The organism is Umezawaea tangerina (genome assembly GCF_003002815.1).
GTDB classification, from domain to species: Bacteria; Actinomycetota; Actinomycetes; order Mycobacteriales; family Pseudonocardiaceae; genus Umezawaea; species Umezawaea tangerina.
The window spans coordinates 432,507-448,077 of record NZ_PVTF01000002.1 but is presented as its reverse complement, the minus strand read 5'-3'; the positions used below and the strand labels follow the sequence as shown (position 1 = coordinate 448,077).

11 protein-coding genes are annotated in these 15,571 nt (G+C 73.8%); 6 read left to right on the top strand and 5 right to left on the bottom strand.

Features of this window, described 5'->3' with window-relative positions; translation table 11 throughout:
* Nucleotides 1-18: 18 nt before the first annotated feature.
* The gene (locus CLV43_RS08000; RefSeq protein ID WP_146174686.1) at nucleotides 19-4,797 is read right to left on the bottom strand and encodes a non-ribosomal peptide synthetase; all 4,779 of its coding nucleotides are present in this window, start codon (nucleotides 4,795-4,797) and stop codon (nucleotides 19-21) included.
* 46 nt (nucleotides 4,798-4,843) lie between these two features.
* Complete coding sequence (locus CLV43_RS07995; RefSeq protein ID WP_170155742.1) at nucleotides 4,844-5,857, bottom strand: ketoacyl-ACP synthase III family protein; 1,014 nt, start codon at nucleotides 5,855-5,857, stop codon at nucleotides 4,844-4,846.
* Between the two features lie 208 nt (nucleotides 5,858-6,065).
* On the opposite strand from CLV43_RS07995, the gene CLV43_RS47650 reads away from it, so the two are divergent.
* The 3 genes from CLV43_RS47650 to CLV43_RS07985 all read left to right on the top strand — a co-directional run bounded on the left by CLV43_RS47650 (nucleotide 6,066) and on the right by CLV43_RS07985 (nucleotide 8,601).
* On the top strand, nucleotides 6,066-6,224 hold the full coding sequence (locus tag CLV43_RS47650) for a hypothetical protein (RefSeq protein WP_170155741.1): 159 nt from the start codon (nucleotides 6,066-6,068) through the stop codon (nucleotides 6,222-6,224).
* Nucleotides 6,225-6,499: 275 nt separating this feature from the next.
* Complete coding sequence (locus tag CLV43_RS07990; protein WP_106186407.1) at nucleotides 6,500-7,813, top strand: MFS transporter; 1,314 nt, start codon at nucleotides 6,500-6,502, stop codon at nucleotides 7,811-7,813.
* 35 nt (nucleotides 7,814-7,848) lie between these two features.
* The gene (locus tag CLV43_RS07985) at nucleotides 7,849-8,601 is read left to right on the top strand and encodes a thioesterase II family protein (protein WP_106186406.1); all 753 of its coding nucleotides are present in this window, start codon (nucleotides 7,849-7,851) and stop codon (nucleotides 8,599-8,601) included.
* A gap of 3 nt (nucleotides 8,602-8,604) precedes the next feature.
* Here the strand turns inward: CLV43_RS07985 and CLV43_RS07980 are convergent, their stop codons facing one another.
* The 3 genes from CLV43_RS07980 to CLV43_RS07970 are packed head-to-tail and all read right to left on the bottom strand — an operon-like array spanning nucleotide 8,605 to nucleotide 11,805.
* On the bottom strand, nucleotides 8,605-9,573 hold the full coding sequence (locus CLV43_RS07980) for a ParB/RepB/Spo0J family partition protein (RefSeq protein WP_106186405.1): 969 nt from the start codon (nucleotides 9,571-9,573) through the stop codon (nucleotides 8,605-8,607).
* 60 nt (nucleotides 9,574-9,633) lie between these two features.
* The gene (gene ectB, locus CLV43_RS07975) at nucleotides 9,634-10,884 is read right to left on the bottom strand and encodes a diaminobutyrate--2-oxoglutarate transaminase (RefSeq protein ID WP_106186404.1); all 1,251 of its coding nucleotides are present in this window, start codon (nucleotides 10,882-10,884) and stop codon (nucleotides 9,634-9,636) included.
* Between the two features lie 15 nt (nucleotides 10,885-10,899).
* Nucleotides 10,900-11,805: a cupin-like domain-containing protein gene (locus tag CLV43_RS07970; protein ID WP_146174685.1), complete on the bottom strand. Its 906-nt coding sequence runs from the start codon at nucleotides 11,803-11,805 to the stop codon at nucleotides 10,900-10,902.
* A 662-nt stretch (nucleotides 11,806-12,467) separates the two neighbouring features.
* Here CLV43_RS07970 and CLV43_RS50315 point away from each other — a divergent pair.
* The 3 genes from CLV43_RS50315 (at nucleotide 12,468) to CLV43_RS07955 (ending at nucleotide 15,568) form a co-directional block, all read left to right on the top strand.
* On the top strand, nucleotides 12,468-12,845 hold the full coding sequence (locus CLV43_RS50315; RefSeq protein ID WP_106186402.1) for an MbtH family protein: 378 nt from the start codon (nucleotides 12,468-12,470) through the stop codon (nucleotides 12,843-12,845).
* 218 nt (nucleotides 12,846-13,063) lie between these two features.
* Nucleotides 13,064-14,713, top strand: coding sequence for a DUF885 family protein (locus tag CLV43_RS07960; RefSeq protein WP_170155740.1), 1,650 nt, complete (start codon nucleotides 13,064-13,066; stop codon nucleotides 14,711-14,713).
* Nucleotides 14,714-14,722: 9 nt separating this feature from the next.
* Nucleotides 14,723-15,568: a formylglycine-generating enzyme family protein gene (locus CLV43_RS07955; protein ID WP_106186400.1), complete on the top strand. Its 846-nt coding sequence runs from the start codon at nucleotides 14,723-14,725 to the stop codon at nucleotides 15,566-15,568.
* The last annotated feature ends 3 nt before the right edge of the window (nucleotides 15,569-15,571 follow it).

Genomic DNA, 15,571 nt, shown 5'->3' with positions numbered 1-15,571 from the left:
ACAGCCCGTGCGGGCGCGCTAACCGGCCTGGTCGGCCGCCGTGGCGAGCTTCGACTCGATCCTGATCACCAGCTCCGCGATCGACGCGGTGGCGAACATGTCCATGACGGTGAGCTGCACCGGGTAGCGCGCCTTGAGCCTGCTGACCGCCTTCATGGCCAGCAGCGAGTCGCCGCCGATGTCGAAGAAGTTCTCCTCCAGGTCCGGGTCGTCGTAGCCCAGCAGCGCGCCGACCACCTCCGCCACACCGGACTCGACCGGCGACCGGCGGCGGGCCACCGGCGCGTTCTCCGGCAGCGCGGGCAGGGCGTTGCGGTCGACCTTGCCGCTCGGGGTGTGCGGCAGCGCCGCGAGCGGCGCCCACCTGGCCGGGACCAGGTGCGCGGGCAGCCGCCGCGCCACCGACTCGCGCACGGCCGCCACGTCCACGTCCTGCGGTGCCAGGTACGCGACGAGCATGCCGTCGCGCACCACCACGACCGCATCCGCCACGGCCGGGTGCGCGGTCACCGCCGCCGCCACCTCGGCCGGTTCGACGCGGTAGCCGCGCACCTTCACCTGGTCGTCCGACCGGCCCGCGTACTCCAGCACGCCGTCCGCGCGGAACCGGGCCAGGTCGCCGGTCCGGTACATCCGCGCGCCCGGCACCGCCGCGTACGGGTCGGGGACGAACCGCTCCGCCGTCTGCCGGGGCGCGTCGCGGTAGCCGCGGGTGACCTGCGCGCCGCCGACCCACAGGTCGCCGTGCACGCCCACCGGGACCGGCCGCAGGGCCGCGTCGAGCACCCGTGCCGTCGTGTTGGCCACCGGGGTGCCGATCGGCACGACCCCGTCGGCGAGGTCACCGGCCCGCGTCGCGAACCACGTGCACCCGACCGTCGTCTCGGTCGGGCCGTACTCGTTGACGACGATCGTGTCCGGCGCGTGCTCCCTCCAGGTGGCCAGCACCGGGCCGTGCAGCTGCTCGCCGCCGACCACGAGGTGGTCCGCGGCCGTCGCGACCTGGTCCGGGCTGAGCGCCTGGTCGAGCACCGCCAGGTGCGACGGCGTCAGCTTGACCAGCCCGAACCCGCCCCGGCCCGCGAGCCCCACCAGGTTCTCCGCGCTGCGCCCGTCCCCGCCGCAGACGACCGGCTCACCCGCCGCCCACACCGGGAACACCGAGGTGACCGGCAGGTCGAACGCCATCGAGGAGTACAGCGGGGCGCCCGCACCGCGCGTGGACCGGTAGGCCTCCCGCGCCCAGGTCGTGTAGTTCACGATGTTGCGGTGCTCGACCTGCACGCCCTTGGGGGTGCCGGTCGACCCGGACGTGAAGACCACGTAGGCCAGCGCGCCCGCGGGGAGCCGAAGCCCGAGGTCGTGGTCGGAGTGCACCGCGATGGTCGGGTCGCCCGTCAGCACCTGCGGTACGTCCACATCGGACAGTCGGCTGCCGGTCACCACGAGCCGCGCGGACGCGGCGGCCAGCAGCGCGGACCGCCGCAGCGGTGGGTCGTCCGGGTCGAGCGGCAGGTACGCGGCACCGGCCTTGAGGACCGCGAGCAGCGCGGTCAGCAGGGCGGGACCGTCGCGCAGCACCACGCCGACGACGTCCTCCGCCTCGACCCCGCGCATGACCAGCTGCCGGGCCAGCCGGTTCGCGGAGGCGTTCAGCTCGCGGAACGTCGTGCTCCGCCCGTCCGCGGCGACGACCGCCACCGCGTCGGGGCTGGTGCGGGCGACCCGTTCGACGATCTCGTGCAGCAGCAGGGTTCCGGGGTCGGTGTGCGGCCCGGTGGCGAAGGCGCTCAGCTCCCGCCGCTCGTCGTCGGTGAGCACGGGGAGTTCGGCGACGGGGCGGTCGGTGGTCGTGACGGCGGCCAGCAGGGTCCGGAACCCGCGGGCGACCCGGTCTGCGGTCGCCCGGTCGTACAGCGCGGTGGCGTACTCGACCTCGCCGATCACGGTGCCGTCCGGCTGCCGCACCAGGTCCAGCAGCAGGTCGAACTTGGCGGTGCGGCGGGGGACCGGCAGCCGCCGCGCCGCGGCGCCCGCGACGTCGGGCACGGGCGGGTCCGCGACGGTGTAGCTGAACGACACGTCGAACAGCGGGTTGTCGCCGAGCGACCGGCCCGGCGCGACCCGGTCCACGACCCGGTCGAACGGCACGTCCTGGTGCTCCAGCGCGTCGAGCACGGCCACCCGCGTCCGGTCCAGGAGCTCGGCGAACGTCGGGTTCCCGCCGGTGTCCGTGCGGACCACCACGACGTTCGCGAAGTACCCGACCAGCCCGGCGAGCCCGGCGTGCGGCCTGCCCGAGGTCGGGGTGCCGACCACGACGTCGTGGCCGCCCGAGTACCGGGCGAGCACCGCCTGGAACGCCGCCAGGTGCAGCACGAAGCCCGTCACGCCGTGCGCCGACCCCAGCTCGTCCAGCCGTGCCACCACGTCGGCGGGCACGGTGAAGGAGACCGCGGCGCCGTCGTGGTCGCGGACCTCGGGGCGGGGGCGGTCGGTGGGCAGCCGCGCCCGGTCCTGGTCGGCGAGCGCGTGCTGCCAGTGGTCGAGCTGCGCGGCGGCCTCGGGCGAGCCGAGCCAGGTCCGCTGCCACGCCGCGAAGTCCCGGTACCGGGCCGTGAGCGCGGTGTCCGGTGTGGACGCCAGCTCGGCCGCGAACACGTCGAGGGACAGGCCGTCGCAGGCGATGTGGTGGATGGACACGACCAGCACGTGGTCGTCGTCGGCGAGCCGGAGCAGGTGCGCGCGGAACGGCGGCTCGTCGGCGAGGTCGAAGGGCCGCTTCGGCTCCGCGGCGAGGAGGTCGGCCACCGCGTCCGGCGAGTCCGCGGTGGACAGCGTGAACGGCTCGTCCGGCACCGGGTCGAGCACGGGCGCGGGTTCCCCGTCCACCACGGGGAACCGGGTCCGCAGCGGCTCGTGCCGCTCCAGCACCGCGCGCAGCCGCTCCCGCAGCACGGCCGGGTCGAGCGGGCCGCGCAGGCGCACCGCCCACGGCTCCACGTACGGGTCGTCCCCAGGAGCGAGCTGGTGCAGGAACCACAGCGCGCGCTGGCCGGACGTCGTCAGCGGCGGACCGGCGTCCGCGCCGACGAGACCGGTCGCACCGCGCCGGGGGAGCGCGGCGACCGCGCCGACCGTCCGGGCCCGCAGCACGTCCGCCACCGACGGCGCCGCCCCGGTCGCCTCGCGCAGCGCCGACACCAGCCGGACGGCGGCGAGCGAGTCGACGCCGAGCGCGACGAGGTCGTCGGCCGTCCCGAGACCGGCGAGGCCGAGCACGTCCTCGCAGACCCGTGCCACCAGCGCCTCGTCCTCGGTCGTCGGCGGCGCATAGGGCGCCCGCCGGGACGGGTCGGGCAGCGCGCCGCGGTCGACCTTCCCGTTGCTGTTGAGCGGGAACTCGCTCAACCAGGCGAAGTCCGAGGGCACCATGTAGTCCGGCAGCACCGCGCGCAGGTGCGCGACCAGGTCGTCGGCCGCGACCGCGGCACCGGTCAGGTATCCGACCAGCCGGGTCCCGCCGGCGGGCGTCGCCCTCGGGTGGACGACCGCCGCCCGCACCCGCGGGTGCGCGGCCAGCCGGGCCTCGATCTCGCCGAGCTCGACCCGGTGCCCGTTGATCTTCACCTGGTGGTCGGCCCGGCCGAGGAGCTCCACCCGGCCGTCCGCCAGCACCCGGCCCAGGTCACCGGTCCGGTACCAGCGCGCACCACCCGGCGCGGGCACGAACCGGGTGGCCGTCAGCGCAGCCCGACCGGGGTAGCCGTCGGCGAGCCCGGAACCCGCGATGCAGACCTCGCCCACCCTGCCGGGCTCGGCCGGGGCGAAGGTGTCGTCGAGGACCACGACCCGTTCGCCCGCGAGGTCCGCCCAGTCGGTGAGCACGCCGTCCGGACCCAGCCGGGAGACCGCGGACCAGATCGTCGTCTCGGTCGGGCCGTACAGGTCCCACACCGGGGACCCGATGCGCGCCAACCGGTCCGCGAGGTCGGCGGGCATCGCCTCGCCACCGCACCACACCCGGAACCCCGGCGGCGGCGACCACCCGTCGTCCAGCAGCAGCCGCCACGTCGCGGGCGTCGCCTGCAGCACCGTCGCGCCGTCGGCCAGCAACCCGGCCAGCCGGGTCGGGTCCACCGCGTCCTCGCGGCCCGCCACCACGACCGCGCCGCCCACCAGCAGCGGCAGGAACAGCTCGACGACCGAGATGTCGAACGCCGCCGTCGTCACCGCCACCAGCACGTCGTCCGCGCCGAAGCCGGGGCGCTCCACCAGCGCCGCCAGCGTCGCCGACACCGCGGCGTGCCGGACCGCGACGCCCTTCGGCCGCCCGGTGGAGCCCGAGGTGTACATCAGGTAGGCCAGCCCGGCGGCCGACGCCCGTGACGGCAGCGGTTCGGCGGACGGCAGGGCGTCGAGCAGCGCTTTGTCCACAGTGGACGAAGCGGTCGCGGTCGCGCTGGGCGCGTCGGTCACCACCAGCGAGGCGCCGGAGTCCCCGAGCACGTGGGCGATCCGCTCGGCCGGGTGGCCGGGGTCGACCGGAAGGTAAGCCGCACCCGCCCGCCACACCGCGAGCAGGACGACGACCAGGTCCACGCCGCGCTCCAGGCACACGCCGACCACATGACCGGGACCGACCCCGCGCGCGGCCAGTCCGCCGGCCACCCGCGAGACCCGGTCGTCCAGCTCGGCGTAGGTCAGCGCGCGGATGCGGTCGCGCACGGCGACGGAGTCCGGCCGCCGGGCGGCGACCTCGGCGAGCCGGTCGGGCACGGGACTGGCGTTCGTCATCGGGATCCGTTCGGGTTCGGCGGTGTGCACAGCGGTCGTGGGCCGCTCACGCCGTCGTGGCGTCCGCCGCCCACGCGGGCGGGTCGACCACCTCGAGCACGGCGCAGCCGTAGCTGAAGCCGACTCCGCTGGCGCACAGCGCGATCAGGTCGCCGGGGCGCACGGCCCCGGTCTCGGTGAGGTGGGTCAGGCCGCCGAACTGGTTGGTGGAACCGAGGTGTCCCACCGTGCGGCCCCAGTCCCAGGTCGTCCGCGACTCGTCGACGCCGAGGCTCTCGTGCACCTCGTGGTCGACCATGTTCGCGCCGATGTTCGGGAACACCCAGCGCGCCACGTCCTCCGCCTTGGCGTCGGCGTCGGCGAGCGCCTGCGCCACGCACTCCTGTTCGAGCGCGGACATCGACCGCAGCATCGGCAACAGCCGCTTGCGGTGGGCCATCAGGAACGCGCGCCGGTCGGGGAAGTCCGCCGGGTCCAGCGGTGTCGTGGTCGTGAACCTGCCGTCACCCAGCACCGAGGTCGACAGCAGCCGCAGCGGGCCGGGGCCGTTGCGCAGCACGACGGCCGACGCGCCGTCGCCGTCCACGCCGCCGGGGTCGAGGCGGTACCGGTTCACGCCGGGGCCGCCGTGCCGGTCCGAGGTCGTCACGAGCGCCGCCGTGCCGGGACCGGTCGCGGTCAGATACGCCGCCGAGAGCTGGAGCGCGGCCAAGGCGCCGTTGCACATCTGCCGCACGTCGACGGTGAACACGGGGTGGGGGAGCGTCTTGCCCTGCACGTAGGCGGCCGGGACCACGTCGTCCGGTCCTTGCGGCGTGCTGCCGGTGTGGGCGTGCAGGACGACGGACATCGGATCCACAGTGGACCGTTCGAGGGCGAGGGTGCCCGCCCGCACGGCCATCTCCACCGGGTGCGCGTCCTCCGCCGAGGACACCGACGCGTAGTCGTGCGCCGCGGCGAGCTCGTCGTCGTAGCGCCCGTCGGCCACCGCCAGCGAGACGTTCTCGATGTCGCCCACCGCCAACGCGCTGGACATCACGTGGATACCGGTCCACCGCAACCCGAACCCCCTTTGCCCCCAAAGGTTGTGGAGAGTGGCGCCGACCCTACCCGACGTGCGGGCGTTCCGGGTCCGGGCGGACCGCGCGGCCCGTGCCGCGCGCTCGCCTTGACAGGCAAGGGAAGCGGTCCTACGTTCCTGGGTGAACCGAACCGTGCCGACCGCGACCACGGACGGCGCCGGTTCACTCCTAGCAAAGGGAAGTCGCATGGTTCTCTCGCAGCTGGTGGACGCCGACGAACTCAAGGCCATGTCGCCCGAGGAGCTGCGCGACATGCTCGCCAACCTCGACGACGACGTCATCTACGCCGAGGACGAGGACGGCGGCGAGGGCACGGAGCTGACGGCGGCCAAGCCGGAGGCGTGACGCGCCCCGCGACCGCACCCCCGAGGGCGTTCCCGAGCGGTGTGCAACTGCCCTGACCGGGCAGTTGCACACCGCTCGTCGTGTTCCACGGCCCCGCCCGCGACGACTCCGGCCCGGACCCCGCCACCACGTGCACGCGTTGCCGCGTGGGAGCGGCCGCCGCTACGGTCCGCGGTGATCCACGCCGCCGCGGTCGGCCGCGTGCGCGGAAGTCCTCCCACAGCCACGACCGGCCGACGTGCGCGACGACGAGTACCGAGTGCGGGGAGCATGTGATGGAAGACCGGCCCGAGGCCCGGTCCGGCGCACGGCGGGCACTGGCGCGGACGTTGTCGCCGTTCTCGCTGCGGGCGTTCCGGATCCTGTGGACCGGGCACGCCGTCTCCGCCGCGGGTGGCGGGATGACCCGGATCGCGCTCGTGTTCTCCGTGCTGGCGGTCGGCGGCACGGTCACCGACATCGGCCTGGTGATGGCAGGCCAGGTGGGCGCGCAGGTCGTCTTCACGCTGGTCGGCGGGGTCTGGGGCGACCGGCTGCGCCGCGAGCTGGTGATGCTGACCTCCGACGTGATCCGCGCGGCCGTGCAGGCCGTCCTCGCGGTGCTCCTGCTGACCGGGCAGGCGCACGTCTGGCACCTGGCCGCGGGCGCCGTCGTCTTCGGCTCCGCGCAGGCGTTCTTCGGGCCCGCCTCCAGCGGCCTGATGGCCGAGATCGTGCCCCCGGACCAGCTCCAGCGCGCCAACGCGCTGATGTCGTCCTGCTACAGCTTCTTCAACGTGGTCAGCCCCGCCCTCGCCGGGCTCGCCATCGCGCTCGTCGGTCCCGGCCTGGTGCTGGCGATCGACGCGGTCACCTTCGTGGTGAGCGCCGTCTTCCTCGGGATGCTGCGGCTGGCCCCGCGCACGGTCGAGGTCACCGGGTCGTTCTGGGCCGACCTGCGCGAGGGCTGGTCGGAGCTGGCCGCGCGCAAGTGGCTCTGCCTCAACCTGGTCGCGCACATGTTCCAGAACCTGGCCGTGGTGGCCTACTTCGTGCTCGGCCCGGTCATCGCCGACCAGTCGCTGGGCGGCCCGTCGGCGTGGGGCTTCATCGCCGCGAGCATGGCTGTGGGCGCGATCACCGGCGGTGTCGTGGCACTGCGGGTGGAGCCGTCCCGGCCGCTGCTCGCGGGCAACCTGGCGTTCGCGCTGACCGCACTGCCGCTGCTGGCCCTCGCGGTTCCGATGCCGCTGGTGGTGGTCGCGGTGGCCGCGTTCGTCAGCGGCGTGGGCGGCATGTTCCTCGACGCCCTCTGGCGGGCCTCGATGCAGCAGCTGATCCCCGGACCGGTGCTGTCCAGGGTCGAGTCCTATGACTGGCTGATCTCCACGGTTGCGGCGCCGATCGGACTGGCACTGGTGGGTCCGCTGGCCATCCGGACCGGCAACACGTCCACCCTGGTGCTCGCCGCCGCGCTCATCATCGTCCCGCTCGGCCTCACCGCGCTCGTGCCGGGCATCCGCGCGGTGCGCAGGCTGTCCGATGGCCGGATCGTCGGACCGGGGCAGGAGACCAGGCCCGCTCTCGAACCGCAGCCCGTGGCCGACTGAGGACCCCAGCGGTGACCGACGGAGGACGAGGAACCATGACCGACGACCAGCGCAAGTGGGTGCGCCGCTACCGGTCCGCGCCGGACGCGGCGGTCCGGCTGGTGTGCCTGCCGCACGCCGGCGGGGGAGCCAGCTACTACCGGCCGATGGCGATGGCGCTGTCCCCCGCGGTCGAGGTGCTGGCCGTGCAGTACCCCGGCAGGCAGGACCGCGCGGGCGAGCCGTTCGTCGCCGACTTCGCCGAGCTGGTCGAGCGCACGTTCGCCGCCGTGCTGCCCGCGCTGGGCCGGCCGGTGGCGCTGTTCGGGCACAGCATGGGCTCGCTGGTGGCGTTCGAGGTGGCCAAGCGCATGGAGGCCGAGGGGATCGCGCCGCGGGTGCTGTTCGCGTCGAGCAAGCGACCGCCGGGGCAGGCCGACCCCGAGCTCCCGCACACCGCGACCGACCGGGAGCTGATCGCGGACATCGCCGCGCTCAACGGCACCGAGGAGCGGTTGCTGGACAACGCCGACATCCGCGAGCTGTTCCTGCCCGTGCTGCGCGCCGACCTCAAGGCGCTGGAGGGCTACCGGCCCGACGGCCGACCGGTGGCGTGCCCGGTCGTGGCCCTCACGGGTGACGACGACGACCGGGTCCCGGTCGCCGACGCGGCGGGCTGGGAACGGCACACCACCGGCCGGTTCGACCTGGAGGTCTTCCCCGGCGGGCACTTCTACCTCACCGGCCAGTGGGACGGCGTCGGCTCGGTGATCACCGAGCACCTGCGCGCGGCCGTGCCGACGGGGTGAGGGTCAGGACCCCGCCTTGGAGGTCCGCTCGCCCTCACGGGCACGGGCGGTCAGGGCGAGCGCCAGCTCGTCCCACGCGCTTGCGCACTGGCGCGCGACCTTGGCCAGGATGTGCGCGGTGTGCGGTGGGAGGGCGTCGATGACGTTCTCGCCCTCGCCCGGCCGCACGACCTTGGAGAAGAACCAGCGGGCCGCAGAGCGCCCCGCCACGGTCTGCCGCACCGACGGGTCCTGGCTCAGCCAGCGCAGCGCGGTGTCCACCGTGGGCGTGGGCACGTCTTTCGAGGAGCCCAGTTCGGGCAGCACCGGCGGCTCCACGGCCTCGGGTGGCGGCTCCGACTCCAGCTGCTGGCGGACCCGGCGGACGGTGTTCGGCGAGACGCCCGCCTCCTTGGCCAGCTGGCGCAACGAGGCCGACGGCGACCTGCGGATCATCTGCCGCACCCGCTCGCGCCCCGCGCCGGGGTCCACCGGTCTGAGCCTGCCGTCCAGCCCGGTGCGCTTGGCCTCCGGCGGTTCCCGGCCCGCCGTCCTGCGCCGGATGTCCGCCACCGTCGCGGCGCTGAGCCCCGCGACCGACGCGACGGCCCGGTCCGACCAGTTCGGGTAGGACCGGGCGATCTCGGTGGCCGCGGCGACCCGGTCGGCGTGCGTCAACGGCATGCCGTGCGCGATGTTGGCCCGCACGGCCATCGCGAACGCCTCGCGCTCGTCACCGTCGAAGAACCGCGAGCGGATCGTCCGGTCGCCGCGGAGCCTGGCCGCCGCCACCCGGTGCGTGCCGTCGATGATCCGCATCGACTGGCGGTGCACCAGGATCGGCGGCAGCGGCTCCTGCGCCTGCGCCAGCACCCGGACGTGGTCGGGGCTGTGGCCCTCCAGCCGCGGCGACCGCGAGGTGCGCAACGAGTCGAGGGGCAGGTCGTGGACTTCCCCCTGTTGCGTCACGGGGTCGCCGTTCTGCGAGGCCACGGAAGACTTCCAATCACCGGCTCACCACCGGACTCGACATCGGTTCGACGGGCATCGGGCTCACCCGGCCCGTTCGAGCACCACGCGCGTGGACTCCGCGAGGATCTCGAGCCCCTCGGCCAGCTCCGCGTCGGAGACCGTCAGCGGCGGCAGCAGCTTCACGACCTCGTCGTGCGGACCGGAGGTCTCCACCAGCAGGCCCCGTGCGAACGCCTCGGCGGACACCTCGTCGGCCAGCCCCGCGCCGACCACGAGCCCCTGGACGAGGCCGCGGCCGCGGGCGGACAGGTCCGCTCCCGCGTTGGCGTCGACGATGCCCTGCAGCGCGTCCCCGACCCGTTCGCCCTTGGCGCGCGTGGACTTCTCCAGCGCGTCGTCGGTCCAGTAGGTGCGCAGCGCCTCGGTCGCGGTGACGAACGCGGTGTTCACGCCGCGGAACGTGCCGCTGTGCGCGCCCGGCCGCCACACGTCCAGCTCCGGCCGCACCAGGGTCAGCGCGAGCGGCAGCCCGTACCCGCTGATCGACTTCGACAGGCACACCAGGTCCGGCACGATCCCCGCGTCCTCGAAGCTGAAGAACGGACCCGTGCGGCCGCAGCCCATCTGCACGTCGTCGACGATCAGCAGGATCTCGTGGCGCTTGCACAGGTCCGCGACCGCGCGCAGCCACTCCGGGCTCGCCACGTTCACCCCGCCCTCGCCCTGCACCGTCTCCACGATCACCGCGGCCGGGCGGTCCAGCCCGCTGCCGGGGTCGGCCAGCAGCCGGGCCAGGTAGTCCGGCGCGTGCCGCCCGTCGTAGCCGTCGAACGGCATCGGGGTCGCGCCGGTGAGCGGCAGGCCCGCGGCGCGGCGGTGCTGGGAGTTGCCGGTGACCGACAGCGTGCCGAGCGTCGCGCCGTGGAAGGAGTTGGTGAAGTGCACGACCCCGCTGCGGCCGGTGACCGTGCGGGCCAGCTTCAGCGCGGCCTCGACCGCGTTGGCGCCGCCGGGGCCGGGGAACACGACCTTGTGGTCCATGCCCCGCGGCCTGAGCACCACCTCGGCCAGCGCCTCCAGCAGGTCGCGCCGGGCCGTGGTGAACATGTCCAGGGCGTGGGTGACGCCGTCGTTCCCGACGTAGTCGAGCAGGACCTTCTTCAGGGTCGGGTTGTTGTGCCCGTAGTTCAGCGCGCCCGCTCCGGCGAAGAAGTCGAGGTAGCGCCCGCCGTCCTCGGTGTGCAGGTGGCTGCCGGTGGCACGGGAGAAGACGACCGGCCAGCGCCTGCTGTAGGACCGCACGTTCGACTCGTGCTGTTCGAAGATGCTCAACGGAGACCGATTTCGCTAGGAGATGTAGGAGTAGTAGGAGCGCAGACCCGGCAGCACCACGCCCCGCGGCAGACCGGCGACCACGCCGAGCGCGAACAGCAGGTTGTAGCGCAGGTTGCGCAGCGGCATGCCCTGGCGCACGGCGGTGATGCCCCGCAGCGCGCTCGCGCGGTCGTGCCAGTCGATGTTGAACGACACCGACGCGCTCAACGAGGTGACCTTGTGCAGCGTGCCGGGCGGCATGTAGAAGATGTCGCCCGCCTCGACGTCGCAGGTCAGCACCGTCGCGTCGGCGAAGGCCGGATGGCGTTCGAGGTCCGGCGCCTCCGGGTCGACCGAGGCCCACCGCCAGCTGTGCGTGTAGCACTTGTCGCGCTCGGCGTCGGCCACCATGACGAACCGCTTCGACCCGTGCACCTGGAAGAACAGGTTGTGGGTGAGCAGCGTGTCGAAGTGCAGCGGCGTCAGCGCGCGCGAGGGCCCGACGAAGAACTGCGTGAACTTCCACCACTCCTGGCGGAAGAACGGCGGGAAGTACTCGACCGGGAACGGTTCCAGGTCGCGGCGCAGCTCCGGCAGCATCGTCAGCAGCGGCACGTCGTGCAGGTAGCCGGGCGGGTCGCCGGGGTCGTCGACCGCGGCGGCCTTGGCCTCCCACTCCGAGAGCTCGCGGGCGTAGTCGGCGAGCCGGACCACGCCGGTGCGGCCCTCGGAGACCGTGCCGACCTTGATGCGCACCTCCTGGTCGGGTGCCACCGCGCCGAGGTGGTCCGCCGACCAGGTGGACACCGCCGGCATGTCGGCGACCGCGCCGCGCATCACCACCGGCTTGCGCCCGGCGTACTCGGCGCGGAACTCCTCCGGGCTGAGCTCGGTCCGCACGTCCACGGGAACCGGAGTCGGGCGGGCCGTCGACGTCACTGACTTCTCCTCACGTCGTCCGCGTCGACCTGGCGCACGCGGGCAGGGGCGACCGGCACCGCCCGTCCTCGCGGCACGGGACGTGCTCGCTCGGGACGGGTCGGTCGCGGTGGTTGGCCACTCGGGCCGGTGCGGTCGGCAGCCGCGGCGCGGAGCCGACCGGCGCCCGCGACGTGCTGTGCGGTGTCCACTTCGGACACCGCGGTCGTACCCGTTCGGGTTGTGCCCGTGCGCGGCATCTCGAGGACGTGGATGCACGGCAGGCAGGAACTCGTCGTCAAGCTGGACCCCCAAGTCTCCGCTCCGACATCGGCGACCGTACACGCTCCCCGACGGATAGGGGAATGGTGATCTTGTTGCGACCACAGGGAGTTGGGTGCGCGGGACCGTCCGACTGCGACCGTCCCGAGGCGAGCCGCGCGCTGGTCGGTGGGCGTCCGCCCACCCGTGCGCGCGGTGCGCCGCGACGGCGCTGCGGGAAGCCGTAGCCTTGACAGTTCCGCGGCTCGCGAACTAGCTTGGGATGCATTGAGCCATGGGCAAACTGGGTTCGACCGGCCGTCTGGGGAGGCTGCGGTTGAAATCCGCCGGCGGACCCTGCCCGTGGCACGTCCTCAATCGCTGCGGGGTCGGAAACGGCCGTATGGAGGATCTCGGAACTGATGTTCGACGACGAGAGCGCCGAATACCTGGTCGTGGTCAACGGCGAGGAGCAGTACTCGATCTGGCCCGCCGGGCGCGAGCTGCCCGTCGGCTGGACGGCCGAAGGCGGGTCGCGCTCGCGCGAGGAGTGCCTCGACCACATCGAGCGGGTCTGGACGGACATGCGGCCCAAGAGCGTGCGCGAGGCGCTGGAGAACGCCGGAACCGTTGCCGCGCAAGGAAGTCGTATGGTCCTGTCGCAGCTGGTGGACGCCGACGAGCTGAAGGCGATGTCGCCCGAGGAGCTGCGCGACATGCTCGCCAACCTCGACGACGACGTCATCTACAGCGAGGACGAGGAAGCCGTCGAACCCACGCCGGGCACCGACAAGGCCTAGTGCGGCGACCGCGATCCCACCGGGTTCCCCTCCGCCCAGGCCCCTTACCACCGGCCGGGCGCGGGCGCGACCCGTGGACCGCCCGTGCGGCGGATTTCCGCGAAGAGTGGTAGTGGTCGTCCCGGAAACGGGTCGGACCGGTCCGGCACCGCGTCGACCGCGCATCCCGCGGTCGACCCGTGCGCGCCGTTGATCTCGTAGTTGTGGAGCATCCCCTTTTGTCGTCCCACCTGAGCGGCACGGCGCAGAGCGGTACGACGGGCGCAGGCCCGGACCCCGTCTCCGCCGTGGTCGACCACGTCTTCGAGCGGTACCCGCAGGTCGGCAGGCGGGCGGGCCGCCACGACCTCGACGCCCGGCTGCCGGACGTCGTCCCCGACTCACCGTCCGATGTGGATGGTCTGCTGGCGAGGCTGTCCGCTCGCCTCGACGCGCTCCCCGAGGACGCGGACCCCGAGGTGCGCGCGGACCTCGCCACCGCGGCGGGCGTGCTCGCCGACGAGCGGTTCCGCGTGGTCGAGCGCGGCAGGCCCCACCGCGGGCCCGGCGACTGGCTCGCCGAGACCGGCGTGCACGTCTACCTGCGCGGCGACTACGCGCCCTTGGAGGAGCGCGTCGCGGCGCTGACGAGCCACCTCGCGCAGCTCCCGGACTTCCTCGCCGCCGCGGCGGGCACCCTTGGTGCCGAACTGCCCGCGGGCGAGCGGATCAGCGGCGTGGAGAACGCCAAGGCGCAGGCGGTGTCCATTCCGGACCTCGTCGCCCGGCTCGTCGCGGACCGACCGGAGCTGGCCGGCGGTCCGCTCCCGGACCTGGCGGGCGCGGCGGGTGCCGCGTGCGCCGACTTCGCCGCCGCGGTCGCGGCCACCAAGCCGGTGCGCGCCGTCCTCGGCCCCGAGCTGCTGGCCGCCCACCTGGCGGCCGCCGAGGGGATCGACGTCCCGGTGGACGAGCTGCTCGCCGAGGTGGAGGCCGAGGTCGTCGGCCTGGTCGCCCGCCTGGACGCGCTGGCCACCCGGTTGGGCGCGCGGAACCGGCCGGAGCTGCACGAGCTGCTGAGCGCCAGGGTCCCGGAGGGTTCCGTGGTCGCCGCGCTGACCGGGATAGTCGAGCGGCTGCGCGGGTTCTGGACCGAGCAGGACGTCGTCACCGTCACCAGCGCGCAGGGGCTCGACATCCGCCCCGCGCGCGACCGGTCGACCTCCGCGGCGGTCGGCTTCGACATCGGCGGCCCGCTGGAGGCGGTGCCGCAGCCGCACGTGCTGCACGTGCCGGAGCCCCGCGACCCGGCGGCGCTGCGCGACTACCTCAACGAGCCGATGCTCGAGATGATCGCCGTGCACGAGGTCTTCCCCGGCCACTACCTGCACCACGAGGCCACCGCCGGTGCCGCGGGCCTGATCCGCCGGTGCGTGCCGTGGTTCCCCGGCACCACCGAGGGGTGGGCGCACTACACCGAGGAGCTGGCGATCGAGCGCGGGCTGGCCGAAGGGCGCCCGCTCGTCGAGGTCGCCGCCCTGCGGTTCGCGCTGGAGGCGGCCACCCGCGCCCTAGCCTTCCTGTCCGTCCACTCCGGACGGAGCGGGTTCGGCCCCGCCGTGCTGCGCGCGGTCGAGCTGTGCGGCTGGTCGCCGGAACGCGCGACCCGCGAGGTGCTCGCCGTGGTCGCCGACCCGCACAACGCCATGTACACCATCGGCAAGCTGCACATCCGCCGGTGGCGCGAGCTGTCCGGCGCCGGCGCTTCGACCGCCGACCTGAAGGCCTTCCACGACAGGGTGACGCGCTGCGGCAGCGCGCCGCTGTCCGCAGTGCGGCGCTACTACCTCGACGGCCAGCCCGTCGCGGCCGCATCCGCAACCGAGTAAGGAGAACCCGTGACCAAGACGACGGCCGACGTGATGTCCCCTGTCGAGTTCCCCGCGGACTACTGGGTGACCGTCCCAGGTGGACCTTTCACGATGGGCTCCGATGACTCGCGCGAGGACGGCAAGCTCAGCGCCTCCGGACCCGCGCACACCGTCGACGTGCCGGAGTTCCACATCGCCCGCCGCCTGGTGACCGTGCGCGAGTGGGCCCGGTTCGCCGCCGAGACCGGCTACGAGACCACCGCCGAGAAGGCGGGCAAGAGCTGGGTGTGGATCGGTGACCCGGCCGTCGTCGTCCCCGACCAGGACCACCTGTGGAAGGTGGTCGACGGCGCTTCCTGGCGTACCCCGCGCGGCCCGGAGTCCTCGGTGGAGGGCAAGGAGGACCACCCGGTGACGCACGTCAGCTACCAGGACTGCCTCGCCTACTGCGAGTGGTCCGGCACCCGGCTGCCCAACGAGGCCGAGTGGGAGAAGACCGCCCGCGGCACCGACGGCCGCATCTACCCGTGGGGCGACGAGGACCCGACCGCCGAGCACTGCAACCACACCATGAACGTCGGCGACACCACCCCGGTCGGCGCCTACCCGAAGTCGTCGGGCCCCTACGGCGTCGACGACCTCGCGGGCAACGTGTGGGAGCTGATGTCCAACGGCTACCACAAGTACCCGTTCGACGAGAACAAGCCCGCCAAGGTCATCAAGACCAGGGAGGGCAAGATCGCGCTCGGCGTGATCCGCGGCGGTTCCTTCTACAACAACTGCGACCCCCGCGGCTGCGCGGCGTGGGTGCGGATCTACAACCTGCCCGACTACAGCTGCCACGACATGGGCTTCCGCGTCTGCTCCCGCTGAGGA